This is a genomic window from Devosia sp. (assembly GCF_965229025.1).
Lineage (GTDB): Bacteria > Pseudomonadota > Alphaproteobacteria > Rhizobiales > Devosiaceae > Devosia_A.
This window is the reverse complement of record NZ_OZ245853.1, coordinates 577,578-602,205: the sequence shown is the minus strand read 5'-3', so window position 1 is coordinate 602,205 and position 24,628 is coordinate 577,578. Positions and strand designations below refer to the sequence as shown.

The window sequence follows — 24,628 nt, the reverse complement described above, 5'->3', positions numbered from 1 at the left end:
CCGTTCTTCGAACAGGGGAGGACCAGAGCGCCGGCCTCTAGATCCTCCCCCGTGCAAACGGGGGAGGGGGACCGCCGAAGGCGGGGGAGGGGGCGCCCCAACGCTATTCCATCCTGATCTGCAGCTTCACATCCGTCGGCCGGCCCTCGACCGCCCGATCGAACGCCTTGATCGAGTCCTCGAACGCAAACGTTTCGGAAATCAGCGGCTTCAGATCGACCCGCCCTGACGCCATCAATGCGATGGCGCGGTCATACTGGTGGGCGTAGCGGAACACCGAGGTGATCGTCACTTCCTTCACCGAAAGCGAGGCAATGTCGAAGCTGACCGGATCGACCGGCAACCCGACCACCACCACCGTGCCGCCCGGACGCACAAGGTCGATGATCCCCTGCCAGGCGCGCGGGCTGCCCGAACACTCGAACACCACATCGGTGCCCCAGTTCTCGGTCAGCCGGTTGATCTCGCCCACCAGCGATTGATCCTTGACGTTGACCGGGATGATCCCCTGGTACTTCGCCGCGATATCGAGCTTGGGCTGCGCCAGGTCCGCGATGATCACCCGCGAGCAGCCACCTGCCAGCGCCGCGAGAGCCACCATGGTGCCGATCGGCCCTGCCCCGATCACCACCGCGGTATCGCCGGGCGTGATCTTCGCCTTGGTCGCCGCCTGCATCCCCACCGCGAACGGCTCGACCATCGCGCCTTCGGCAAAGCTGACGTTATCAGGCAGCTTGAAGGTGTAGTTGGCCGGATGCACCACGTTCGGGGTCAGCACGCCATGGATCGGCGGCGTCGCCCAGAACGTCACGGCCGGATCGATATTGTACATGCCCAGTCGTGCGGCGCGCGAGTTGGGGTCGGGCACGCCCGGCTCCATGCATACCCGGTCGCCGACCTTGAGATGGGTGACGCCCGCGCCGACCTCGACCACCGTCCCCGCCGCTTCATGTCCCAGCACCATCGGCGCGTTGACCACAAACGGGCCGATCTTGCCGTGGGTGTAGTAGTGGACGTCCGATCCGCAGACGCCCACCGTGTGGAGCTTGATCTTGACCATGCCGGGGCCGACATCCATCGGCAGGTCAATGTCGCGAAGCGTCAGTTCATGCTGGCGTTCGAGCACCAGGGCGCGGACTTTAGTCATTGTGTTTGCGCGATCTCCTCGCCCACTTGGTAGTGGTGTGACGGCCCCTTGGCGCCCGCTTCGGGCGGCGGCATGGCGCCCGTCATGATCGCCACCGCATCGGACATCGAATAGTCCTTCGGGTTGATCACCGCAATCCGCTTGCCCAGCCGGTGGATGTGGATGCGGTCGGCAACCTCGAACACATGCGGCATGTTGTGGCTGATCAATATGATCGGGATGCCGCGCGAACGAACATCGAGGATCAATTCCAGCACGCGCCGCGATTCCTTCACACCCAGCGCTGCAGTCGGCTCATCGAGGATGATGATCTTCGATCCGAACGCCGCCGCCCGCGCCACCGCCACACCCTGCCGCTGCCCACCCGAAAGGGTTTCGACCGCCTGGGTAATGTCCTGGATGGTCATCAGGCCCAGTTCGCTCAGCTTTTCGCGCGCGAACTTCTGCATGCCTGAGCGGTCCATCATCCGCAGCACCGAGCCGAGAAAGCCCTTCTTCCGCACTTCGCGGCCGAGGAACATGTTGTCGGCAATCGATAGCGCCGGCGACAGGGCGAGGTTCTGGTACACCGTCTCGATGCCGGCCTTCCGCGCGTCGTCAGGCGAGCGGAAGTTGACCGGTTTACCCTCGAGTTCGATGACCCCATGATCGGGCAGCACGGCTCCGCTGATCGCCTTGATCAGCGTCGATTTGCCCGCGCCGTTATCGCCAATCACGGCAAGGATTTCGCCGGGATAGAGATCGAAGTCCGCGCCGTTGAGCGCCACGACGGTACCGTAGCGCTTAAGCAGCCCACGGGCCTTGAGGATCGGCTGGATCTCACTCATTGCGAAGCCCTCCGGAGCCATTGGTCGAGTGCGACGGCGATGATCACTAGCGTGCCGGCCGCAAACATCTGCCAGTAGTCATCGACACCCGCCAACGACAGACCGGTATTGAAAACACCCACGATCACCGCCCCGAGCACCGAGCCGACGATCGATCCACGCCCGCCGAACAGCGAGGTGCCCCCGATCACCACGGCGGTGATGGACCCAAGGTTGACCGTGTCGAACGAGATTGGCGATACCGACCCCACCCGCCCGATGGCGACCCAGGCGGCAAAGCCGCAGATCACTCCGGCGAAGGCGTAGACCGACACCAGCGTGCGGCTGGTTCGGATACCCGAGAGCCGCGCCGAATCCAGATCGTCACCGATGGCGTGGACATGCCGCCCCCAGGCAGTGCGGTTGAGAATATACCAGACGATTGCCGCAACAACGACCAGCGACAGACTGCCATAGGTGAGCTTGGCGCCCCAGAAGCGGAAGGCCTCGCCGAACCACAACAGCCCCGGCGCCTTTTCAACGAGGTCGGCATTGCGGATCGATTCCGAGTGCGAATACCAGAGCTTCAGCGCCGTAAAAATCGACAGCGTGCCCAGCGTCACGATAAACGGCGGCAGCTTGATGTAGGCGACGAGCATGCCGTTCAGCCAACCCATCAGCCCGCCGAAGAAGATCCCGACCGCCAGCGCGATCGGCACCGGCACGCCCATGTTGACCGCGAGGTTACCCATGATCAGCGAACAGACCACGAGGATCGCGCCGACCGAAAGATCAATGCCGGCAGTAAGGATGATGAGGGTCTGCGCAATCGCCACCATCCCGGTGACGGTGACCTGCTGCAGCACAGTGGATAGCGCCCCGGCTGCCAGAAAGCGGGGTGCAATCAGCCCGAAGGCAACCACGCTGATGATCAGCACCAGGGTCGGAATGGTCGTCGGATACGACCTCAGAAACGACCGAACCAGGAAAAACAGGCTCTTGTCGTCCTCGGCAAAGCTCGCGACGGTCTTGTCCGCCTCGGCCAGCTTCGCCTCAAAATCCGAAATAGTCTTGGTTGGCGAGCCAGTGTCGCTCATATGTGCACTCCCCCCGGTTGGCCGGCGCTTTATGCGCTCGTCCCAGATGCACGAAGGGCGACAGTATCGCCGCCCTTCGCTTGGTCAAGTCAGCCTCGCTGACGGATCAGCCCCAGCAGAGTTCGGTGCCCTTGGCCGTGTCGATCGACGGCACGCCATCGGCCGGCTGGTCGGTCACAAGGTTCACGCCCGTGTTGAAGAAGCTCAGGCCATCGGAAGCGGCCGGCTTGGTGCCGTCCTTGGCGAAGGTGACGATCGCCTCGATGCCCTTGGACGCCATCAGCAGCGGGTACTGCTGCGAGGTTGCGCCGATCACGCCGGCCTTGACGTTGGCAACGCCCGGGCAGCCGCCGTCGACGGAAACGATCAGCACGCCCTTTTCCTTGCCCGCCGACTTCAGCGCCTGGAATGCACCTTCAGCCGCCGGCTCGTTGATCGTGTAGACGACATTGATATCGGGGTCCTTGGCGAGGAGATTTTCCATGCCGGACTGACCGCCCTCGGGATTGGCATTCGAGGTTTCGTGACCGATGACGCGTGTATCCGTCTCCGAGCCGAGCACGGCGAGATCAGGCACGTCGATGCCGAAGCCCTTGAGGAAGCCGGTGTCGCGGGCGACGTCGACCGAGATGTTGTCCTTGTTGATGTCGAGCATGGCGATCTTGGCCGTCTTGACGCCATCGGCGCCGAGCTTGGCGGCAGCCCACTGCCCGATCAGCAAACCGGCCTGGAAGTTGTCGGTCGCGAAGGTCATGTCCTGCGCATCCTTGTCGGCGAGCGGCGTATCGAGCGCGATCACCAGGAGACCTGCAGCGCGAGCGTCCTTGAGGGCCGGGCCAACCGAGTCGTTGGACGGCGTGATCAGGATACCCTTAGCACCGGCGGCAACGCAGTTTTCGATCGCGGTGATCTGCGGGGCAGCGTCACCATCCGTCACACCGGCATAGGCCTTGAAATCGAGCCCTGCGGTCTTGGCGGCAGCCTCGGCGCCTTCCTTCATCTTCACGAAGAAGGGGTTGGTGTTGTTCTTGGTGATCAGGCAGGCGAGATCGGCAGCCATCACCGGAGCCGACATCATGCCCAGCGCGGCAGCGCCCAGGATCAGCACTTTTTTCAGGTTGTTCACGTCGTAGTCCTCCCATTGGGTTGCTTTCCGAGCAGCAGGCCGCCCGGGAAAATGCGCAATTGGGGGAGTGTTTGAACGCTCCTCCCGATGCGTCGGCGCCCATACAGCGCAAACCGCACCCTCCTGTCAATAAGTTAATCCACTTGATTTATTAATTGACAGGCTGGCTCTCCCGGAGGAGGGTCTGCGTCATCAAGGGAGGAGGAAACCCTTGTAATCGATTGCAATTTGCGCTTCGAAAGGGCTTTGTGGTGCCGTTTCGAACACGTCATTGCTATTGAAATTCTTTAAGGAGTTCCGGGGGGTGACCACCGACGCCAGCAGCATCAAGCCTCGAGCAGCCAGTCGCGGCACCAACCAGATCGGCGTGCGCCTCTACAACGAGCGCCTGGTGCTGTCGCTGATCCGCCGGCACGGTGAACTGCCCAAGGCCGACATCGCCCGCATGACTGGCCTGTCCCCCCAAACCATCTCCATCATCATGAACCAGCTGACCGTAGATGGGCTGCTGAAGCGCGGCACGCCGGTGCGCGGCAAGGTCGGCCAGCCTTTGGTCCCCTACTCCCTCGATCCCGAGGGCGCGCTGTCCTTCGGGCTCAAGATCGGGCGGCGCAGCGTTGATCTGTACCTGATCAACTTCACCGGCAAGATCCTGAAACTGCTGCACAAGATCTACCCCTACCCAACGCCCGATGGCGTCCGCGCATTCGCGCAGGAGGGCATCCAGACGCTGCTGTCCGAAGTGCCGCCCCACCTCGTCAAACGCATCGCCGGTCTCGGCATCGCAGCTCCCTACGAGATGTGGACCTGGCACGAAGAGATCGGTGCCCCAAAGGACGAAATCGATGCCTGGCGCGATGTCGACATGCGCTCGATGATTGCCGAGTTCTGCCCCTGGCCGGTTTATTTCGCCAACGACATCACCGCCGCCTGCGCCGCCGAACTGATGTTCGGAACGGGCAGTGAGCACATCGACTATCTCTATGTCTTCATTGGCTCATTTATCGGCGGTGGGCTGGTGCTCAATGGGCACCTGTTCCCTGGGCGCACGCAGAACGCTGGCGCTCTCGGGTCGATGCCGGCTCCCGCATTCTCGCATTCGGGCTCCAGCCAAGGCGGCGCGCAGATGATGAACGTCGCCTCGATCTACGTTCTCGAGCGCAAGCTCATCGCCGCTGGCCGCAATGCCGATATCCTCTGGCAATCGCCTGACGATTGGGGCGACGACCTCGGTCCCGTGCTCGACGAGTGGATCGAGGAGGTCGCTGTCAGCCTTGCCTATGCCATCGTCGCCGCCGTCGCCGTGATCGACCTGCAATCTGTGCTGATCGACGGCGCGTTCCCCACCAGCGTGCGGACCCGCATCATCGACAGGACGCGAGAGGCCGTCGCAAAGGTCAATCGCCAGGGGCTATCGAGCTTTCGCCTGCTCCCCGGCAGCATCGGCAATGCAGCGCGTGCCATGGGCGGCGCGTCATTGCCGCTGCTGGCCAACTTCACCCAGGACCGTGAAGTGCTGTTCAAGGACAACGCCTGAACGCCGTTTTGCATAATATTCAACGGGCATGCCGGAAACGTAACGAGTTCGAAAAACTTAACCCCGAAGGTGTCTGCACTGTCTGGCGCGAAGTGCAATGTTCCCGATCCGCGGCGAAAAATCCCTGCAATCCTTTTCGGTTTCGGTGCTCGCCTCCGTCCTCGCGATTTTCGGCCTTACGGCAGCATTTCTCGCAGGCCTCGTCATCTGGTCCGGACATGAGATCGACGGCAGCGCGCTGGGTCGCCAGACACAGCGCATCCAACGTATTGTTGACGGCCAGCTCCGGCAGCTTCCCCACGATCAGCAAAGCGTCGCGATCTGGGATTCGGCGCTCAAGGCGATCGAAAACCGCGATCTTGATTGGCTGGACACCAATATCGGCCAGTGGCTGCACAGCTATTTCGGCCACGACGAGACCTACATCGTCCTTCCAGATGACACCGCGAGCTACGTCGTCCGTACGGGCATTCGCATGCCTACACAAACCTTCGCCGAACGTTCGGCAACGCTTTTGCCCATCATCCACGAAGTGCGCGCTCTCGCCCGCACCGGCTACGTCGATACACCTCCCCACGTGACCGACTTCGTGCTCCTCGCCGGCACCCCCGCCATCGTCAGTGCCATCCCCGTCGTGTCTGACAGCGGCAATATCGCGGTTCCGGCAGGCGAGGAGCCTATTCTGGTCAGTGTCGCCTATCTCGATGCTCGATTTGAGCTGGCGTTAGTCAGCAAGTACCTCATGGAAGTCGGACGCTTCGCGACCGTCGCCACAACCCCCGGCTATGCCACCGTGCCGATCACCGATCGCGCCGGTCGAATGATCGCCTTCTTCGAATGGTCGCCTTACCGGCCGGGTTCAGAATTGTTGAACCGCACGGCCCCTGCGCTGGTGGTGGCATTTCTCGTCGTTTCCCTGATCCTCGCCGTGCTGTTCAACCGCCTGTGGCGATCCTCGACCGCCATGGAAACCAACCGCCTCGATGCCGAACGCATCGCCGCCGAAGACGTACTCACCGGTCTGCCGAACCGCCTGAGCTTCGAGCTGCAGTTCGAACAACTGCTCTCCGAGCCGCGTCAGCGCCACCGGCCCATCGGTCTGCTGATGATGGACCTCGACCGCTTCAAGCAGGTCAATGACACGCTGGGCCACCATGCCGGCGACGAACTGATCAAGGCTGTCGGACAGCGATTGCGGAAGCTCCTCGCCCCCGGTGAGGTCCTCGCCCGCCTCGGAGGCGACGAGTTTGCCATCCTCTGCCGACGCACGGAATCCGATGTGGCGGTGCTGTCCGCGGCAATCATCGAGGCCATCTCGAACCCGTTCCGGCTCCAGTCCAGCGAGGCCTTTGTGGGCGTCAGCATCGGCGTCGTCATCGCTGCATCCAGCGACACCAACCGCAGCGAGCTGGCGCGGAAGGCCGATATCGCCCTCTATGAAGCCAAATCCGCCGGCCGCAACCGGGCGGTGGTCTATCTTGAGACCATGAATGACGTCGTCCAGTCACGCCACAGCATCGAGGCGGATCTGCGAGACGCACTAAAGCAACCCGACCAGCTCTGGGTCGCCTTCCAGCCGCTGTTTGGCAGGGAGGACGGTCAGATCCTCGGCGCCGAAGCTCTCGTCAGGTGGTCGCATCCCCGTCTCGGCCACATCTCACCCGCCCGCTTCGTCGCCATCGCCGAGGGCTCCGGCCTGATCGAACCGCTGGGAGAGTTCGTGCTGCGCGAGGCCTGCAAAGTCGGTGCGCAATGGCCGGGCCACACCATCGCGGTCAACATTTCGCCCGTACAATTGCGCAACCCGCATTTCCCGGACCTCGTTTTCAAGGCCCTCGCGGAGTCCGGAATGCGGGCCCAGGATCTTGAGATCGAGATCACCGAGAGCATCCTGCTCGATGACGAAAATACCATCGCAAACTCCATCAACGCTTTCCGCGAGGCCGGCATCCAGATCGCACTCGATGACTTTGGCACCGGCTACTCATCGCTCAACTACCTCAAGCGCTACCCGTTGGACCGCATCAAGATCGACCGCTCGTTCACCAAGCAACTTGACGTTGCCGGTCCCTCCAACGCCATCGTGCAGGCCATGGTCACCCTCGCGCACGCGCTGGGCATCGAAGTGACCGCCGAAGGCGTCGAAACCTCCGAGCAGCACCGCACCCTGCTGGCGATGGGGTGCAACACCTTCCAGGGCTATCTGCTCTCGCCGCCGCTGACCGCAGCCCGCCTCGAACAGTTGACCAGCGGACAGCCGCTCGATGTCACGGCTGTCGCTTGATAGCTCTCCGTTTACCACCATCGCGAATGGCCGGCGCCCGGTAAGAAGTGCTTTGCCCTCCCCCCGCTACACTCCAGCACGTTTTGGAGAGCGGTCGAAAAATGCAGCGCAAGGCAATCCGTAACTGGAGCTTCTCATTCAAAGTCTTGCTACCGGTGGCGTTGGCAATCGCGGTGCTTGTGCTTATGGCCGGTGGCTTCATCGCCTTGTCGACGGAAAAGAGCAACGAGCGTGCACTGGACCGCCAGATCCGGCTGTTCTCCCACATCTCAGAAAGTGCCCGCAGCAAGATGGCGGACGAAAGCCGCGAGCAGTCCACCTGGGACGAAGCGGTGGAAGCGTTGGACCATCCGCTCGATATGGCCTGGATCACCGAGAACATGGGGACCAACGTCTACGCGGCTTACAAATACAACCGCATCTACATTCTCGATCCCGACCTGCGGCCCGTCTTCGCCATGCGCGAGGGGGGTGAAACTCCGCCGACGAATTTCTCTGAGGACAGTGCCAGCATCCTGCCACTTGCAAAGACGCTCCAGACCGTCGACAGCCGGGCCGCCATCGCCTCGTATAACAACGGCTTCGGCGAAGTTCCTGTCGCCATGGACGTGGCAATCGTCAGCGGCAAGCCCGCCCTCATCGGCGTCGTCCCCATCGTCGCCGAGAGCGACGACCTGATGGTGCCGCCTGACCACACATTCTTTCACGTCATCGTCCGCTTCCTCGATGAGGCGATCGCCACCGAGCTTTCCGAGCAGTTCATGCTGGATGGCGCGCACTTTTCTACCGACCCGACCCCTGCCGACGGCGAAGCCGTCGTGCCGATGAACAACAATGCCGGCCAGCCCGTGGCCTACATGAAGTGGCTGCCCGATCGCCCCGGCGCCCAGATTCTCTCCGAGACCCTTCCAGGGCTGCTTGCCAACCTTGTCGGCGCCACCGTCGTCATCGCCCTGCTGATGCGCCGCCTGCAGCGCTCATCGGCCGAGCTGGAAGCGGCCCGCGCTGAAGCCCACTACCGCGCCCTGCATGATCCGCTGACTGGCCTCGCCAACCGCGCCATGTTCCAGGAGCGGCTGACCCAGGCGTTCGAAGCACTTAACAAGGGCAGCGACCCCATCGCGCTGCTGGCACTCGATCTCGATCGCTTCAAGCACGTCAACGACACCCTCGGGCACGAGGCCGGCGACGAACTGCTGCGCCAGGTCTCAGTGCGTCTCAAGGACTTGCTACGCGACAACGACACGCTGGCGCGGCTGGGCGGCGACGAGTTCGTCATCCTCCAGAGCGCCATCAAGACGGTCAAGGACGCGGGCCTCCTCTCCGATCGCATCATCTCGCGCGTCTCCGAGCCCTACCGCATCGCCGGAACGGATGTCCGCATTGGGGTCAGCATCGGTGTTGCGGTGGCGAGCGATGCAGGCCGCGACGGCCTCGACCTGCCGGCCCGCGCCGACTTCGCGCTCTACCAGGCCAAGGAGTCCGGGCGAAACCAGTACAGGTTGTACGAGGAACAATCCGCTCCTCCCGCCCCCGCCCCTCAGAAGGTCGCGTGAGGCTCGACGCGCCAACGCAGAAACCTGCGGCTTTTCGCGCGCATCGGGAGCCGGGCCCTTGACCCCATCGCGGCAAGAGGCGACCTTCCGTGATGCGTGATCACGGCCCTCAGATGACCCCTGAACTCCTCACCCGAATGATCAAGGCAGGTGCCGGCGAAGTCCCCGCTGATGTGGTGATCAAGAACGTCCGCCTGCTCGATGTCATCACAGGTGCCATCACCCACACCGATATCGCCATCGTCGCTGACCGCATCGTCGGGACGCACGGCTACTACAACGGCGCGCGCCTGATCGAGGGCGACAATCGCTTCGCGGTGCCGGGCTTCATCGATACCCACCTCCACATCGAATCCTCGCTCGTCACCCCCTACGAGTTCGACCGCTGCGTCCTGCCGCACGGCGTCACCACCGTCATCTGCGACCCGCACGAGATCGCCAACGTGCTGGGCAGCGACGGCATCCGCTATTTTCTCGAGTGCGCCGAGCGCACCGTTATGGACATCCGGGTCAACCTCTCGTCCTGCGTGCCCGCCACGCCCTTCGAGACCAGCGGCGCGCGACTCGAGATCGCCGACCTCCTCAAGTTCCGCGACCATCCCAAGGTCATCGGCCTCGCCGAGATGATGAACTTTCCCGGCGTCCTTGCGGGCGACCCCGGGATCATCGCCAAGCTCGTCGCCTTTCAGGGCGCGCATATCGATGGGCACGCGCCGCTCCTCACCGACCTCGCGCTCAACGGCTACCTCGCCGCCGGCATCCGCACCGACCATGAAGCCACCACCGCCACCGAAGCGCGCGAAAAGCTCGCCAAGGGGATGGCGATCCTCATCCGTGAGGGTTCGGTCAGCAAGGACCTCGATGCGCTCGCCGAAATTCTCGACGCCAACACCTCCGCCTATGTCGCGCTTTGCACCGATGACCGGAACCCGCTCGATATCCTCGAAGAGGGCCACCTCGACAGTTCCATCCGCCGCTTGATCGCGTGCGGCCGGACGCTGCACCACGTCTACCGCGCCGCCTCGCACTCCGCCGCCCGCATCTTCGGCCTGACCGATCGCGGCCTCGTCGCCCCCGGCTATCGTGCTGACATCAACCTCCTGGGCGACCTGGAGCACTGCCAGGTCGCCGACGTCATCACCGGCGGGCGTCTGGTGACGCCCGATCTGTTCGAGGCCCGCCAGCCCGTGCCGGCCGTAGGCCTTGCCTCCATGAAAGCCAAGCCGGTCAAGCCCGCGACCTTCATCATTCCCGCTAACCCCAGGCAGAACGAAACCCCGGTGATCGAGGTGCGCCCCGGTCTGATCCTCACCTATCGCGCCAGCGCGGTCCTCGAAGTCAGCGATCGCGGCACGCTGCCCGACCTCGAAAACGACGTGATCAAGATCGCCGTCATCGAGCGGCACGGCATCAACGGCAATATCGGCCGCAGCTTCGCCAAGGGGTTTGGTTTGAAGCGCGGCGCCATCGCCTCTTCAGTTGGGCACGACAGCCACAACATCACCGTCGTCGGCGCCACTGACGAAGACATGGCGGTGGCCGTCAACAGGCTCATCGAACTGGGTGGCGGCTTTGTCGTTGCTGATGGCGGCAAGGCCATCGCCGAACTCGCGCTCCCCATCGCCGGGCTGATGAGCCTGTTGAGCTTCGAGGCCGTCGCCGAAAAGCTCCATCGCCTCCGCGACGCGGCCTATGGTCTCGGCTGCACCCTGCCCGAGCCGTTCCTCCAGGTTGCCTTCCTCGCCCTGCCGGTCATCCCGCACCTCAAGATGACCGATCGCGGCCTCTTCGACGTCGACCGGTTCGACTTCGTCAAATGAGTTTCAGCAGTCGCTTCCTGGCCGACCTCTATGATCTGCCCAAGCGCAAGTACCGCGTTATCCGCACCCGAAATATCCCGGTTCCGATGCGAGACGGCGTGGTGCTTGTCACCGACCACTTCGCCCCAAAATCCGAAGGTCCGCACCCGACGCTGCTGATGCGCGAGCCCTATGGTCTTTCCGGCTTTGCCACCATCGGCGAAATTTATGCCGAGCGCGGCTACCACGTGGTGCTGCAGGCCTGCCGCGGTACCGACAAATCCGGCGGCGTCTTCGACCCGCTGAGCCACGAGCGCGAAGACGGTCTCGCCACCCTCGAATGGATCAAACAGCAGCCCTGGTTCGACGGCAGGCTCGGCACCACCGGCCCGAGCTACCTTGGCTACACCCAGTGGGCCATCTGCGACGCCCTGCCCAAGCACTCCGCCATGGCCACCAAGGTGACCAGCGCCGAGTTCAAGTCGATCGTCTTCCCCGGCGGCACCTTCGCAGTCGGCCTCTGGCTAAGCTGGCTGCAGACGGTAGAAGGCATACGCGGCAACCCGCTGCGAACGGCGCGCCGCATGGCGACCGGCGGCATCGAAAAGACTACCCTCAGGGCGTCCCTGAAACTGCCGCTCCGCGACGCTGACAAGCGCGTAACGGGAAAGCAGATCCCGTTCTGGCGCAAATGGATGGATGAAGCAGTCGGCAACGACGCCTTCTGGGAACCGCTCGACCACACCCATCGCCTCGGCGCGCGCACCCCGCCCACCAGCTTTGTCTCCGGCTGGTTCGATTTCATGCTCGACCAGTTGCTGCGTGACTATGAAACGCTGGTCGACGCCGGCCATGCCCCGCAACTCACCATCGGCCCTTGGACCCACGTCACATCGGACCTCCACAAGGAGAGCATCCGCCAGACCCTTACGTGGATGAACGCCAAGCTGCTCGGTGACACTTCGGGCCTCCGCGCCAAGCCTGTGCGCATCCACATTTCCGGTCTCGACGATTGGCGCGAGTTCGAGAGCTTCCCGCCCGGCCCCGCCGACAGCCAGATCTGGCACCTGCACCCCGGCGAAATCCTGTCACTGCGCCCGGTCCGGGCCTCGGCACCGGATGTCTATCACTACGATCCCGCCGATCCGACGCCGGCTATTGGCGGCGCCATGTTCGCCTTCAAGGGCGCCGGTCCCGTCGATAACGCGCGGCTGGAAAAGCGCGATGACGTCCTGACCTATACTTCCGAGCCGTTGTTCAACCCGGTGACAGTTATCGGCAACGTGCGCGTCACGCTTTACGCGCGTTCCAGCCTGACCAATGCCGACTTCTTCGTTCGCATCTGCGACGTCGATGAAGCCGGGCTATCGATCAACATCTGCGACGGCATCATCCGCAAGACCTCGGCCGACCCTGCCGTGCCCGACGACATCTGGAAGCTCAATTTCAAGCTCCACTCCACTGCCCACACCTTCAAGCGCAACCATCGCCTGCGCGTGCTGGTCGCGAGCGGCGCCCATCCGCGCTTCGCCCGCAACACCGGAACCGACGAAACCCTGGGCGACGCCACGCGACTTGAGGCGGCAGACATCGAGATCTTTCACGACCCCAGCCACCCCAGCATGCTGCAACTGCCCGTCTACGAACTGGACGGCGTCAACAACGCCTGAGGCGTTTCATGGTTGGCACAGGTGCTAATCGAAGCACCTTCTCCCCTTGTGGGAGAAGGGAAAGAGCGTCAGGCCCTGCTCCCGGCTTACCGAACCAGCCCGGCCTTGCGGCAATCGACCAGCGATAATGCCTCGAGGTCCAGACTCTTCACAAAGCTGGAGTTCCCGCTCGGAACCGCCGCTTCCTGCGGGTGTGAGTCCCACTCGTTGTTGCTGTTGCCCTGCTCGCGCGCCAGCAGCGTCGCGCATTGCTGCTTCACATAGCCCAGCTCGTGGTCGGGAACGCTGCGGCCCCGCACCATCGTGTCCGCCAATGCAGCGCTGGTCAGGCTAAGCGCTGACACCATTGAGAGCGCGATGACGTGATATTTGAGCATTGGGATTCTCCGGATTAAGGCGTTGAACATAACGCGTCTGAGACAAATTGGTTGCGCTGGCTGAAATGCACCGGGCATCAAGACTCGTTGCGCCACATCTCCACCTAATCTTTGTCGGCATTGCGACAAAGCCCTGCCTCGAGTTTTGAACCGGCGGACCGGCTTGCCCGTAGGAAAGCCGTTGCATCTGGAGGGAGCACTATGCAGGTCATGGTCGCAATTTCGCTGGCGCTGAACGTCTTGGTACTGGTGCCAGTGGCATCCAGTTTGCTGCTAGGGCTCGGCTGGATCGAGGCAGCATATGGTCCAAAGACGCCGGCCCGCGGGATCCTGCTGTCGATCTACCTCGCGATCCTCGGCATATCCGTGGCGCTGCTGTTCGTGCCGCGTCCTGAACTGGTGCTACCGCTACTCCTGGCCCAGATCCTCTACAAGGTGACTACGCCGGTTACCGTCGGATCGCTCCGCAACCCGGTGGTCGTGAGCAATCTCGGCATCGCCGCTGTGCATGCGGCGACGGTCTGGTCGATCTTGCCTGCCGTTATCTAGGCCCCGGCCTTCACCCGCTCGCGCGCGGCATGAAGGATCGGCTCAGTATAGCCCGACGGCTGCACCGCCCCCTCGAGCGCCAGCGCCAGCGCCGCCTGATAGGCAATCGATATGTCGAAATGCCCTGCCATCGGCTGGTACAGCGGGTCGCCGGCGTTCTGGCCGTCCACCACCACCGCCATCTTCTCGAACGAGGCTTTCACCTCGGCCTCCGACACCAGCCCGTGCTTCAGCCAGTTCGCCACCGCCTGCGATGAAATCCGGCACGTCGCGCGGTCTTCCATCAGCCCGACATTGTTTATGTCCGGCACCTTCGAGCAGCCGACGCCCTGGTCCACCCAGCGCACCACATACCCCAAAATACCCTGCGCATTGTTGTCGAGCTCGCGGCCGATATCGGCCTTCGTCAGCTTGCTGGCATCGAGTACCGGCATCGAGAAGAGCTGGTCGAGCCCCGGCGTCGCCTGGTTATGCCGCCGCTTCTGCGCTTCAAACACATTGACCTGGTGATAGTGCATCGCATGCAACGTCGCCGCCGTCGGCGACGGCACCCAGGCCGTGTTAGCACCCGCATTCGGATGCCCGATCTTGGCCTGCAACATCGCCGCCATGTCGTCTGGCCGCGCCCACATGCCTTTGCCGATCTGCGCGCGCCCGGAGAACCCCGCCGCGAGCCCAATCAGCACGTTGCGATCCTCATAGGAGCCGATCCACTTTTCGGCCTTCACATCATCCTTGCGCAGCACTGGGCCGGCCAGCATCGAGGTATGGATTTCGTCGCCGGTTCGGTCGAGGAACCCGGTGTTGATGAAAAACACCCGCGCGCGCGCCGCATAAATTGCCGTCTTGAGGTTGGCCGAAGTCCGTCGCTCCTCATCCATGATGCCGATCTTGACCGAGTTGGGCTTGAGGCCCAGCATCTTTTCCACCGCACCAAAAATCGCGCAGGCGAACGCCACTTCCTCCGGACCATGCATCTTGGGCTTGACGATATAGACCGCGCCGGTGGTCGAGTTGACCTTGTCGCTCAGCGCACACAGCACCGTAACCGCCGCGTCCATCAGCCCTTCGCCGATCGGCTGGCCATTCGCATCCAGCACCGCCTTGGTGGTCATCAGGTGCCCGACATTGCGCACCAGCAGCAGCGCCCTGCCCTTCAGCACCAGCGGCGCACCGTCGACGCCCTTGTACTGCCGGTCGGCGTTCAGCCGCCGCGTCAGCGTCTTGCCGCCCTTTTCGAACGATTCCTCGAGCGTGCCATTCATCAGCCCGAGCCAGTTGCGATAAACGCCGACCTTGTCCTCTGCATCTACAGCCGCGACGGAATCCTCGCAATCCTGGATCGTTGTCAGCGCCGACTCGACCAGCACATCGCTGAGCCCCGCCGGGTGCGCACTGCCGATCATGCTGGCGGGCTCGATCACCAGCACCACATGCAGCCCATGGTGCCGCAGCACCAGTTCGCCCTTGGCCTCGGTGCCACCATAACCAACAAACGCCGATGCGTCCTTGAGCCCGATCCGCCCCGACGCCGTGTCGATCACCAACTTCCGCCGGTCGCCGTCCTTGATCACATGGTAGCCCGTCACCTGCGCGTGGCTGCCGTGCTCAAGAGGAAACGCCTCATCGAGGAACTCAGCCGCGCGCGCCACCACCGCAGCGCCGCGCTCCTCGTTGAAGCCCTTGCCCGGCGCCAGCTTACCGTCGCGCGACACAGCATCCGTGCCATAAAGCGCGTCGTAGAGGCTGCCCCAGCGCGCGTTCGCCGCGTTGAGCGCGTAGCGCGCGTTCGACACCGGCACCACCAGTTGCGGCCCGCACGCCGTTGAAATCTCCGGGTCCAGCCCGCTCGTCTCGATGGTGAAATCGGCCGGCTCCGGCACCAGATACCCGATCTCCCGGAGAAACGTCTCGTACCCGGCAGGATCAGCCGCGACCGGCCCGTTGCCCTTGTGCCAGTCATCGATCTGCGTCTGCAGCCTCTCGCGAAGCGCCAGCAACTCGCGGTTCTTCGGCGCGAAATCCTTGACCAGCCCGGCAAACCCCGCCCAGAACCCCTCCGGCGCAATCCCCGTTCCCGGGATCGCCTCGCGCTCGACGAAATCCACCAGCAGCTGATCGACCTTCAGGCCGGATTTTTCGATGTAGTTCGGCACAGCTGCCCCCTTGTTTTCGTCACTCTTGCACTAGCGGTCGCGACCTCTCGCCGCAAGCACCGCCCCTCGCCCCCTCCACATGCTCCGCGATGCGGGTGAGGATCAGAGGCGGCGCCACTTTTGGTCCTCCCCTGCAACGCGGGGGAGGGGGACCGCCGAAGGCGGTGGAGGGGGCGCCTAGACGAGCCCCGATTTCATCGCCTTGCCCATCACATACGTCTCCGCCACTGCCCGGTCGTCGCCACAGGTCTGCAGCAGGAACAGCTCCTGCTCCAGCGTCGCCACCGTTTCCATCCGAAGCGCCATCTGCGGCGTCGCGCGCGCGTCAAGCACCACCACATCGGCCTCCATCCCGGCCGCGAGCGTGCCGATCCGGTGATCGAGGCTCATCGCCCGGGCATTGCCCAGCGTCATGTGAAAGAACGAGCGGAGCGGCGTCAGCCGCTGCCCGCGCAGCTGCATCACCTTGTAGCCCTCGTCCATGGTACGCAGCATCGAATACGAACTGCCGCCGCCCACGTCCGTCGCCGTCGCGATCCGCACCCCATGCATGTGCTGCCGGTCGTAATCGAACAGGCCCGATCCGATGAAAAGGTTCGAGGTCGGGCAGAACACCGCCACCGACCGCGTCTCGGCCAGCACCTCGGTCTCGCGATGGCTCAAATGGATGCAATGGCCAAGCAGCGTCTTGGGGCCCAGGAGGTGGAACTTCTCGTAGATCCCGACATAGTCGCCATAGTTCGGGTAGAGCTCGTTGGCGAAAGCGATTTCCGCAAGGTTCTCCGACACATGCGTCTGGATATGGAGATCCGGGAATTCCTTCGCCAGCGCCTCTGCCATCGCCATCTGCTCGTGCGTCGAGGTGATCGCAAAGCGCGGCGTGATCGCGTAGTGCGCCCGGCCCCGACCGTGCCACTTGGCGATGCCCGCCTTGGTGTCGTCATAGCCCGATTGCGGCGTATCGAGCAGCGCCGGCGGGGCGTTGCGGTCCATCATCACCTTGCCCGCCACCATCAGCATGTCGCGCTTTTCGGCCTCGCCGAAAAACGCATCGACCGATTGCGGATGCACCGAGCAATAGGCAGCCGCGGTGGTCGTCCCATGCCGGATCAATTCATCGAAGAACCGCGACGCGATGCGGGTCGCATGGTCGATGTCGCCGAACTTCTGCTCCTCAACAAACGTGTAGGTGTTGAGCCATTCGAGCAGCGCGCCAGCATAGGCGCCGATCACCTGCATCTGCGGGAAATGGATATGCGGATCGATGAAGCCGGCCATGATCAGGTTCGGCCGGTGGTCGATCACCTCGTAGGGCTCAGCGGCCTTGGCGTTGAACGCGCCCACCATCACGATCTTGCCGGCATCGATCACCACAGCGCCGTCTTCAATGTAGCGGTACGACCCGGTGTCGTCGCGCCCCTGCGGCTCCTCGACGAAGGTGAGGACCCGCCCGCGCAGCACCTTCACCGTCACTTCGAGCCCTCGCGGAACCACGCCACGATCAGTGCCCTCTCCTCGTCGGTGATATCGGTGACATTGCCCGGCGGCATCGCATGGCTGAACCCCGCCTGCATCACGATCTGCTCGGCGTGGTTCGCAATGGCGATCGGGTTGTCGAGAATGACATTCTTGGGCGCCTCGTTGATGCCTTCCCAGGCCGGCTCCGCCGCGTGGCACATCGAGCACCGGCCGAGCACCGTATCGGACACCGCCTGGAAATGCGGGCTCTCCATAAACGCCTGCGACGACGGTGCGGCCACCGTCTCTGCCCCGGTCGGCAACTTCGGCCCACTCGACAGCCACGCGATGGCGATGAAGATCACGATCGCTACGGCCCAGGTCCAGGTCGGGTTGCCCTTCCGCCCATGGCGGCTGTTGAAGAAATGGCGGATCACCACGCCTTCGAGGAAGATCAGCGCCGCAATCAGCCAGTTCCACTGCGTCGCGAACGCCAGCGGGTAGTGGCTTGAAAGCATGAAGAAAATCACCGGCAGGGTGAGGTAATTGTTATGCAGCGAGCGCTGCTTGGCGATCTTGCCGTACTTGGGGTCCGGCACCCTCCCCGCCTTAAGGTCCGCCACCACCACCTTCTGGTTGGGGATGATGATACCCGCAACGTTCGCCGCCATGATCGTCGCGGTGAACGCGCCCATGTGCAGCATCGCCGCCCGGCCCGTGAACACCTGCGTATAGGCCCATGCCATCGCGACGAGGATCGCAAACAGCACCACCATCAGCCCGCCGGTCGACTTGCCGATCGGCGATTTGCACAGCGTGTCGTAGACCAGCCAACCGAAGATGATCGACCCCAGCGAGATCAGGATCGCCGCCCAGTTCGGCACGTCGAGCACATGCCGGTCGATCAGGAACAGGTCGGCGCCAAAATAGTACACCACCACCAGCAGCATGAAACCGCTCAGCCAAGTGAAATAGGCCTCCCACTTGAACCAGGTCAGGTGCTCGGGGAGAAAGTCCGGCGCCACGAGGTACTTCTGGATGTGGTAAAACCCGCCCCCATGCACCTGCCACTCTTCGCCATGCGCCAGCGGCGGCAGGCTCGGCGTCTTGCGCAACCCCAGGTCGAGCGCGATGAAGTAAAAGCTCGAGCCGATCCAGGCAACCGCCGTGATCACGTGCGTCCAGCGCACCGCAAAGCTCAGCCATTCCCAAAAGATCGCAAAATCCGTCATCGCCCGCCCCAGTCTTCGTTAGTCACTTCGCCGCGCGACTTCGTCGCGACCCCTCATCCGGCCTTCGGCCACCTTCTCCCACAAGGGGAGAAGGCCACATGCCGAGAGCTCTCGAGAATAGCCTTCTCCCCCTGTGGGAGAAGGTGCCCAACGGGCGGATGAGGGGTTCTCTCCGCTCACTGGATGCCGACAGAAAAAGAGGCGGACTCGCGCCCGCCTCTTTCAGTTCAGATCGAAATCAGGCAGCGCTCTCGACGCCCTTGACGAACCAGTCCATCACCGCGAGGTCGGCGTCGGAGATCACTTCTCCGTCCTTAACCTTCAGGTTCCCGTCCTGGTCGTAGATCGGGCCGGTGAAGATATTGTAGGTGCCGGCCTTGTAGCCAGCCTGCACTCCGTCGGCGAGCGCCACAACATCGGCCGGGATCGACTTGTTGTACGGCGAGATCACCACGGTGCCTTCCTTGAAGCCATCCCAGGTGTCGGTCGAAGCCCACTTGCCGTCGAGGATCGCCTGCACGCGCTCGACGTAGTACGGGCCCCAGATGTCTTCGATGGCGGTCAGATGCGCGTTCGGCGCAAAGCTCGACATGTCCGCGCCCTGGCCGAAGCCGAACAGGCCCTTCTGCTCGAGGATCTGCAGCGCAGCCGGGCTGTCGGTGTGGGTGGTGACGATATCGCAGCCGAGGTTGAGCAGCGTCTCGGTGGCAGCGGCTTCCTTCGGGGGATCGAACCAGCTGTCGATGAACACCAGCTTGAGCTTGGCATCGGGGTTCTGCTTCTGGGCCGAGAGCATGAACGAGTTCACGCCCAGCACCACTTCCGGCACCTTGTACGAGCCGAGGTAACCCATGGTGCCCGACTTGCTCATCTTGCCCGCGATCGTGCCGAGTACAGCGCGGCCTTCGTGGAACTTCGAGTTATAGGTCGCAAGGTTGTCAGCGCGCTTGAAGCCGGTGCAGTGCTCGAACTTCACGTCCGGGAACTCGGCGGCAACCTGCACCATCTGGTCCATGTAGCCATAGGTCGTGCCGAAGATCAGCTTGCAGCCCTGCTGGGCAAGGTCGCGCAGCACCGGGATGGCCGATGCGTCTTCCGCAACGTTCTCGACATAGATCGTCTCGACCTTGTCGCCGAGCGCAGCGTTCACTGCTTCGCGGCCCTTGTTGTGCGCCCAGGTCCAGCCGTAGTCGCCGATCGGGCCGAGGAACACGAAGCCGATCTTGATCTTTTCCTGCGCGAAGGCATTGCCGCTCAGCGGCAGCACTGCAGCGGCGGCACCAGCCGCGGCGATGAATGAACGACGATTGAGTTTAGTCATAGGCGTCTCCTGTTTTATTCGTTTTTAGGTTGCGGGAAGGAAGGGCTTGCCGAGGCAAGCTGGCGCGTTGCCGCCGCTGCTTTCGCGCATCGAAATCAGCGCCAGCGCGACAACGGTCATGACGTAGGGCATCGCTGCCCAGAACTGCGATGGCAGCACCGAAAAACCTGCCGCCTTGGCATAGAGTTCGAGGGCCATCAGGATACCGAAGAAATAAGCGCCCGCGAGCAGCCGCCCCGCGCGCCAGCCGGCAAACACCACCAGCGCCAGCGCGATCCAGCCACGGCCGGCCGTCATTTTCTCGGCCCACATCGGGGTAATCACCATCGAGAAATAGGCGCCGCCGATGCCGGCCATCGCACCCCCGAAGGCTATCGCCGCATAACGGACGCCGACCACCGAATAGCCGATCGAGTGCGCCGAAAGGTCGTTCTCGCCCACCGCCCTGAGGATCAGCCCGGCACGGGTCGACTTGAGGAACCACGCCACCACCGGCACCATGATCAGCGCGAAATACACCAGCGGCGAATGCCCGAAGATCACCTTCAGCAGAGGGTCACGCGCCAGTTCCGGCGGAAAGATCGCACCGAACGGCGCGATGATCCGACCGACAAACGCCAGCCCGATCAACGAACTGAGCCCGGTGCCGAAAATCGTCAACGCCAGCCCCGTTGCGACCTGGTTCGAATTCAGCCCCAGCACCAGCACCCCGAACAGCAGCGCTGACAGCGCCCCGCCCACCGCAGCCCCAACCACGCCGAACCACGGATTGCCAGTCAGCACTGTCGCCGCAAACCCGGAGATCGCGCCGATCAGCATCATGCCTTCGACGCCAAGATTGAGCACCCCGGACTTTTCGACCACCAGTTCCCCAAGGCCCGCCAGAAGGATCGGCGTCGAGAGCCCGACCACCGTGATGAACGCAGCAATGATGAAATCCAGGCTCATCGGATCACTTCCCTGCCGCAAGCGCGGGCTTCGCCGCTGAAATGAACCGCACGCGGTAGCGCACCAGGATGTCGCTGGCGAGAATGAAGAACAGCATCATCGCCTGGAAAATGCCTGCCGTGGCGTTGGGGATATGCACAGAGCTCTGCGCCACCTGCCCGCCCACATAGGTCACCGCCAGAACGATGCCGGCGATCAGGCAGCCAATTGGATGCAGCCGCCCGAGGAACGACACGATGATCGCCGTGAACCCGTAACCCGACGGGAACCCGAGATTGATCGTCTTCAGCGCACCGGTGAACTCCAGCGCCCCTGCGAGACCCGCCATCCCGCCGCCAATCAGCATCGCCGCCCAGATCGTCTGCTGGTTGTCAAACCCGCCATGCCGCGCCGCATTGGGCGCCGAACCGACCACCCGGATTTGGTAGCCGAACACCGAACGCGACATCACCAGCCAGAACACGAACGGCAGGATCACCGCAATCGCCACGCCCAGATGGATCGTCGTGCCGGGAAACAGGATCGGCAGCGTCTGGTCAGGCGCCAGCGGCGCCGTCGCCGGGAAATTGCGTCCGTTGGGGTCCTTCCATGGCCCGCCAACCAGGTAGCTCAAAACCTGCAGCGCCACATAGGTCAGCATCAGGCTCGAGAGAATTTCGTTCACATGGAACCGCGTCCTGAGCAGCGCCGGGACCGCGCCCCATGCCGTGCCGCCAACCATGCCGGCGATCACCATGAGGAACACGATGATCGGCCCGCCGCTGGTCCCCGCCGCAATTCCGACGCCGGCGGCGCACAGCGCGCCGATGATGTACTGGCCCTCGGCGCCGATGTTCCACACCTGCGCCCGGTTGCCGATCGACAGCCCCAGCGCGATGATGATCAGCGGCGCGGCTTTCACCGCCACGTCCTGCCACTTGTAGCTGGCGAGCAGCGGCGTCACGAAGATATCGATCACCGCGCGCTGCCCATCGATGCCGATGGCGTCAAAGACGATCACCCCGATCAGCATGGTCAGCAGCACCGAGGCAATCGGCGTCACCACCAGCATCAGCCGGCTCGGGTCTGGGCGCTTTTCGAGCTTAATGCGCATCGGCAAGCTCCAGTGGAGGAATGACCGCGTCGGGATCGCCGTGAATGCCACCCATCAACAACCCGATCTCCTCGATATCCGCACCCACCACAGGCATCGGCTTCGACAACCGGCCCTCGTTGATCACCGCCAGCGTGTCGCAGAGCGACAACAGTTCATCGAGATCCTGGCTGATCACCACAATCGCCGAACCCGACGCCGCCAGATCGACAATTGCCTGATGGATCGCCGCCGCAGCACCCGCATCCACACCCCAGGTCGGCTGGCTGACCACCAGCACCGAGGGCTTCTGCATGATCTCGCGGCCCATGATGTATTTCTGGAGGTTCCCGCCCGAGAGCGAACCCGCCGTAGCCTTCGGCCCCAGCGCCTTCACCGCGAACGCGGCGATGACTTCGCCCGCATAGGTCTTGGCCGCACCGGATTTGATCAACCCCGCCGTCACCATCCCCAGCCGGTCACGCGCCGTCAGGATCGTATTGTCCGAAAGCGTGAACTCGGGCACCGCCGCGTGGCCGTTCCGCTCTTCAGGCACGCTCGCCACGCCCTTGACCCGACGCTGCTTGGCGTTGAGCCCGCCCACCGGCGCGCCATCCACCGTAATCGACTCGCTGTCGCCCGAAACCACTTCGCCCGAAAGCGCCAGCAGCAGTGCGTTCTGCCCGTTGCCCGCCACCCCGGCGATACCGAAGATTTCGCCGGCTTTGACCGTGAAGGTAATGTCCTTGAGCGACACACCGAACGGCCCGATTCCTGCCACCGACAGCCGGCTTACCACCAGTTTTTCCCGGCCAAGGTCACGCCCCGCCGGCTTCTGGATGGTCTTGAGGCTGCCCCCGATCATCTTTTCCGCCATCGAGCGCGAGGTCTCGACCTTGGGGTCGCACGTGTCGACGAGCTTGCCACCGCGGAGGATCGTCGCCGTATGGCACAGCGCCTTGATCTCATGCAGCTTGTGCGAAATGTAGAGGATCGAGCAGCCTTCCGAGGCGAGCTGCCGCAGCACCACGAACAACTGCTCCACTTCCTGCGGTGTCAGCACCGATGTGGGCTCGTCCATGATCAGCAGCTTGGGGTTCAGCAGCAGCGCCCGCACGATCTCGATGCGCTGGCGCTCGCCAACCGACAGCGTCGATACCAGCCGGTGCGGCTCGAGCTTCAACCCATATTGCGCCATCACTTCGCGAATTTTGGCTTCGAGGTCGCGCGCCGGGATCTTCGCATCCATCCCCAAGGCAATGTTCTCAAGCACCGTCATCGCATCGAACAGCGAGAAATGCTGGAACACCATGCCGATGCCGAGCTTGCGCGCTGCCTTCGGGTTCGCCACCCGGATCGCCTCGCCGTTCCAGCGGATTTCGCCGGCATCGGGTTGCATGATCCCGTAGATCATCTTCACGAGGGTAGATTTGCCGGCGCCGTTTTCGCCGAGCAACGCATGAATCTCACCCGGCAGCACCGAGAAAGAAACATTGTCGTTCGCCAGAACGCCCGGAAAGCGTTTGGTGATGCCGGTCAGTTGCAACCGAGCCGAAATACTATCGTCCAATGACGGCTCCCGACATTTGTTCGGTGGCCAGCCGCGCGTCTATTTTCAGAGCTTCCCGGCGGACAATGTGGACCATAATTTCTGCAGCCGCCAGTGCCGCAATGACTTCCGGCCGCTTGTCCCCAACCCCGCCTGGAAATGCCGCTCCGCCGATCGGCAGCACCAGCCGCTCAAGCGCCGCTGCGGGGTATCCCTCGCTGAGATACCAACTGCGGAACTTCGCTTTTTTGGTCAGCGACCCCACCATCCCGACATAGGGCGCATCCTGCCGCTGCAGCGCTTCCGCCGCGATCAGGAAATCGAGGGCATGGTCGTGCGTCAGGATCACGAACGCGCTGCCCTGCGGCGCCGACCGCACCATCGCCTCCGGCATCGCCACCGCCTGCGTTTCGACGTCGTGGGGAAACCCAACCAACTCGTCCGGCCGCGTGTCGATCACCTGCACCTGCAACGGCAGCGCCGAAAGCGCCTGCGCCAGCGCGTGGCCGACATGCCCCGCGCCAAACATCACCACATGCGGCCGCGCCGCCTTCTCCGCCTCGATCCTGCCGACCAGTTCCTGCGCCTGCGCCTCGGTCACCCGCCGCAGCGCCACATCCACCCGTCCGCCGCAGCACTGCCCGATTTCGGGCCCGAGCGGAATATCGAGACTGTCCTCGTGTCCCCCGTCCCGCAGCACCTGCCGCGCCCGGTCGATCACCATATACTCAAGCGCCCCGCCCCCGATCGTGCCGATCTGCGCCTCGGCCGAGATCAACATAAACGTCCCCGCCGCCCGCGGCGAAGACCCCCGTACCGCCGTGAGCTCGGCGACGATCGCTGCGGGGTTGGCACCGAGAAAAGCGCGAAGGGCGTTGACCGAGAGCGTCATGGCGTGGCCACCCCCTCCCCACCCCTCCCCGCAAGGGGGAGGGTGCCGGCCG

At 63.5% G+C, this 24,628-nt stretch carries 19 protein-coding genes; 6 read left to right on the top strand and 13 right to left on the bottom strand.

Annotated features, from left to right (window positions below):
• Positions 1-103: 103 nt before the first annotated feature.
• The 4 genes from ACO06J_RS02875 to ACO06J_RS02860 form a co-directional block, all read right to left on the bottom strand.
• The gene (locus ACO06J_RS02875) at positions 104-1,147 is read right to left on the bottom strand and encodes an NAD(P)-dependent alcohol dehydrogenase (RefSeq protein WP_421759190.1); all 1,044 of its coding nucleotides are present in this window, start codon (positions 1,145-1,147) and stop codon (positions 104-106) included.
• Positions 1,144-1,974 carry an ATP-binding cassette domain-containing protein gene (locus ACO06J_RS02870; protein ID WP_421759189.1) on the bottom strand — a complete coding sequence of 277 codons (831 nt, stop codon included), beginning with the start codon at positions 1,972-1,974 and terminating at the stop codon, positions 1,144-1,146. Before ACO06J_RS02870 ends, ACO06J_RS02875 begins: the two co-directional genes overlap by 4 nt.
• The gene (locus ACO06J_RS02865; RefSeq protein ID WP_421759188.1) at positions 1,971-3,050 is read right to left on the bottom strand and encodes an ABC transporter permease; all 1,080 of its coding nucleotides are present in this window, start codon (positions 3,048-3,050) and stop codon (positions 1,971-1,973) included. Before ACO06J_RS02865 ends, ACO06J_RS02870 begins: the two co-directional genes overlap by 4 nt.
• Before the next feature lie 106 nt (positions 3,051-3,156).
• Positions 3,157-4,128, bottom strand: a complete 972-nt coding sequence (locus ACO06J_RS02860) for a substrate-binding domain-containing protein (protein ID WP_421762437.1) — start codon at positions 4,126-4,128, stop codon at positions 3,157-3,159.
• Between the two features lie 352 nt (positions 4,129-4,480).
• Between ACO06J_RS02860 and ACO06J_RS02855 the strand changes: the two genes are divergently transcribed.
• The 5 genes from ACO06J_RS02855 (at position 4,481) to ACO06J_RS02835 (ending at position 13,022) form a co-directional block, all read left to right on the top strand.
• Positions 4,481-5,713, top strand: coding sequence for an ROK family transcriptional regulator (locus ACO06J_RS02855; RefSeq protein WP_421759187.1), 1,233 nt, complete (start codon positions 4,481-4,483; stop codon positions 5,711-5,713).
• A 97-nt stretch (positions 5,714-5,810) separates the two neighbouring features.
• The gene (locus ACO06J_RS02850; protein ID WP_421759186.1) at positions 5,811-7,997 is read left to right on the top strand and encodes a putative bifunctional diguanylate cyclase/phosphodiesterase; all 2,187 of its coding nucleotides are present in this window, start codon (positions 5,811-5,813) and stop codon (positions 7,995-7,997) included.
• Between the two features lie 101 nt (positions 7,998-8,098).
• Positions 8,099-9,553 carry a diguanylate cyclase domain-containing protein gene (locus ACO06J_RS02845; protein WP_421759185.1) on the top strand — a complete coding sequence of 485 codons (1,455 nt, stop codon included), beginning with the start codon at positions 8,099-8,101 and terminating at the stop codon, positions 9,551-9,553.
• A gap of 113 nt (positions 9,554-9,666) precedes the next feature.
• Positions 9,667-11,373: an adenine deaminase gene (gene ade / locus ACO06J_RS02840; protein WP_421759184.1), complete on the top strand. Its 1,707-nt coding sequence runs from the start codon at positions 9,667-9,669 to the stop codon at positions 11,371-11,373.
• Positions 11,370-13,022 carry a CocE/NonD family hydrolase gene (locus ACO06J_RS02835; protein WP_421759183.1) on the top strand — a complete coding sequence of 551 codons (1,653 nt, stop codon included), beginning with the start codon at positions 11,370-11,372 and terminating at the stop codon, positions 13,020-13,022. The genes ade and ACO06J_RS02835 overlap by 4 nt, the downstream gene beginning before the upstream one ends.
• Before the next feature lie 86 nt (positions 13,023-13,108).
• Here ACO06J_RS02835 and ACO06J_RS02830 read toward each other — a convergent pair whose 3' ends face one another.
• Positions 13,109-13,399 carry a hypothetical protein gene (locus tag ACO06J_RS02830; protein ID WP_421759182.1) on the bottom strand — a complete coding sequence of 97 codons (291 nt, stop codon included), beginning with the start codon at positions 13,397-13,399 and terminating at the stop codon, positions 13,109-13,111.
• 201 nt (positions 13,400-13,600) lie between these two features.
• Between ACO06J_RS02830 and ACO06J_RS02825 the strand changes: the two genes are divergently transcribed.
• Entirely contained in the window at positions 13,601-13,948 is a 348-nt protein-coding gene (locus ACO06J_RS02825; protein WP_421759181.1) for a hypothetical protein, read from the top strand.
• Here ACO06J_RS02825 and ACO06J_RS02820 read toward each other — a convergent pair.
• From ACO06J_RS02820 to xdhC, 8 genes are all read right to left on the bottom strand, one after another.
• Positions 13,945-16,104 carry a malate synthase G gene (locus tag ACO06J_RS02820; protein ID WP_421759180.1) on the bottom strand — a complete coding sequence of 720 codons (2,160 nt, stop codon included), beginning with the start codon at positions 16,102-16,104 and terminating at the stop codon, positions 13,945-13,947. The genes ACO06J_RS02825 and ACO06J_RS02820 overlap by 4 nt on opposite strands.
• Before the next feature lie 177 nt (positions 16,105-16,281).
• Positions 16,282-17,577, bottom strand: coding sequence for a guanine deaminase (guaD, locus tag ACO06J_RS02815; RefSeq protein ID WP_421759179.1), 1,296 nt, complete (start codon positions 17,575-17,577; stop codon positions 16,282-16,284).
• The gene (locus tag ACO06J_RS02810; protein WP_421759178.1) at positions 17,574-18,794 is read right to left on the bottom strand and encodes a urate hydroxylase PuuD; all 1,221 of its coding nucleotides are present in this window, start codon (positions 18,792-18,794) and stop codon (positions 17,574-17,576) included. Before ACO06J_RS02810 ends, guaD begins: the two co-directional genes overlap by 4 nt.
• A gap of 238 nt (positions 18,795-19,032) precedes the next feature.
• Positions 19,033-20,115, bottom strand: coding sequence for a BMP family ABC transporter substrate-binding protein (locus ACO06J_RS02805; protein WP_421759177.1), 1,083 nt, complete (start codon positions 20,113-20,115; stop codon positions 19,033-19,035).
• 24 nt (positions 20,116-20,139) lie between these two features.
• On the bottom strand, positions 20,140-21,057 hold the full coding sequence (locus ACO06J_RS02800) for an ABC transporter permease (protein ID WP_421762436.1): 918 nt from the start codon (positions 21,055-21,057) through the stop codon (positions 20,140-20,142).
• Positions 21,058-21,067: 10 nt separating this feature from the next.
• Positions 21,068-22,156, bottom strand: a complete 1,089-nt coding sequence (locus ACO06J_RS02795) for an ABC transporter permease (RefSeq protein ID WP_421759176.1) — start codon at positions 22,154-22,156, stop codon at positions 21,068-21,070.
• A complete protein-coding gene (locus ACO06J_RS02790) occupies positions 22,146-23,705 on the bottom strand; it encodes an ABC transporter ATP-binding protein (protein WP_421759175.1) in 1,560 nt (519 codons plus the stop codon). The genes ACO06J_RS02795 and ACO06J_RS02790 overlap by 11 nt, the downstream gene beginning before the upstream one ends.
• Complete coding sequence (gene xdhC / locus ACO06J_RS02785) at positions 23,695-24,576, bottom strand: xanthine dehydrogenase accessory protein XdhC (RefSeq protein ID WP_421759174.1); 882 nt, start codon at positions 24,574-24,576, stop codon at positions 23,695-23,697. The genes ACO06J_RS02790 and xdhC overlap by 11 nt, the downstream gene beginning before the upstream one ends.
• Positions 24,577-24,628 lie beyond the last annotated feature (52 nt).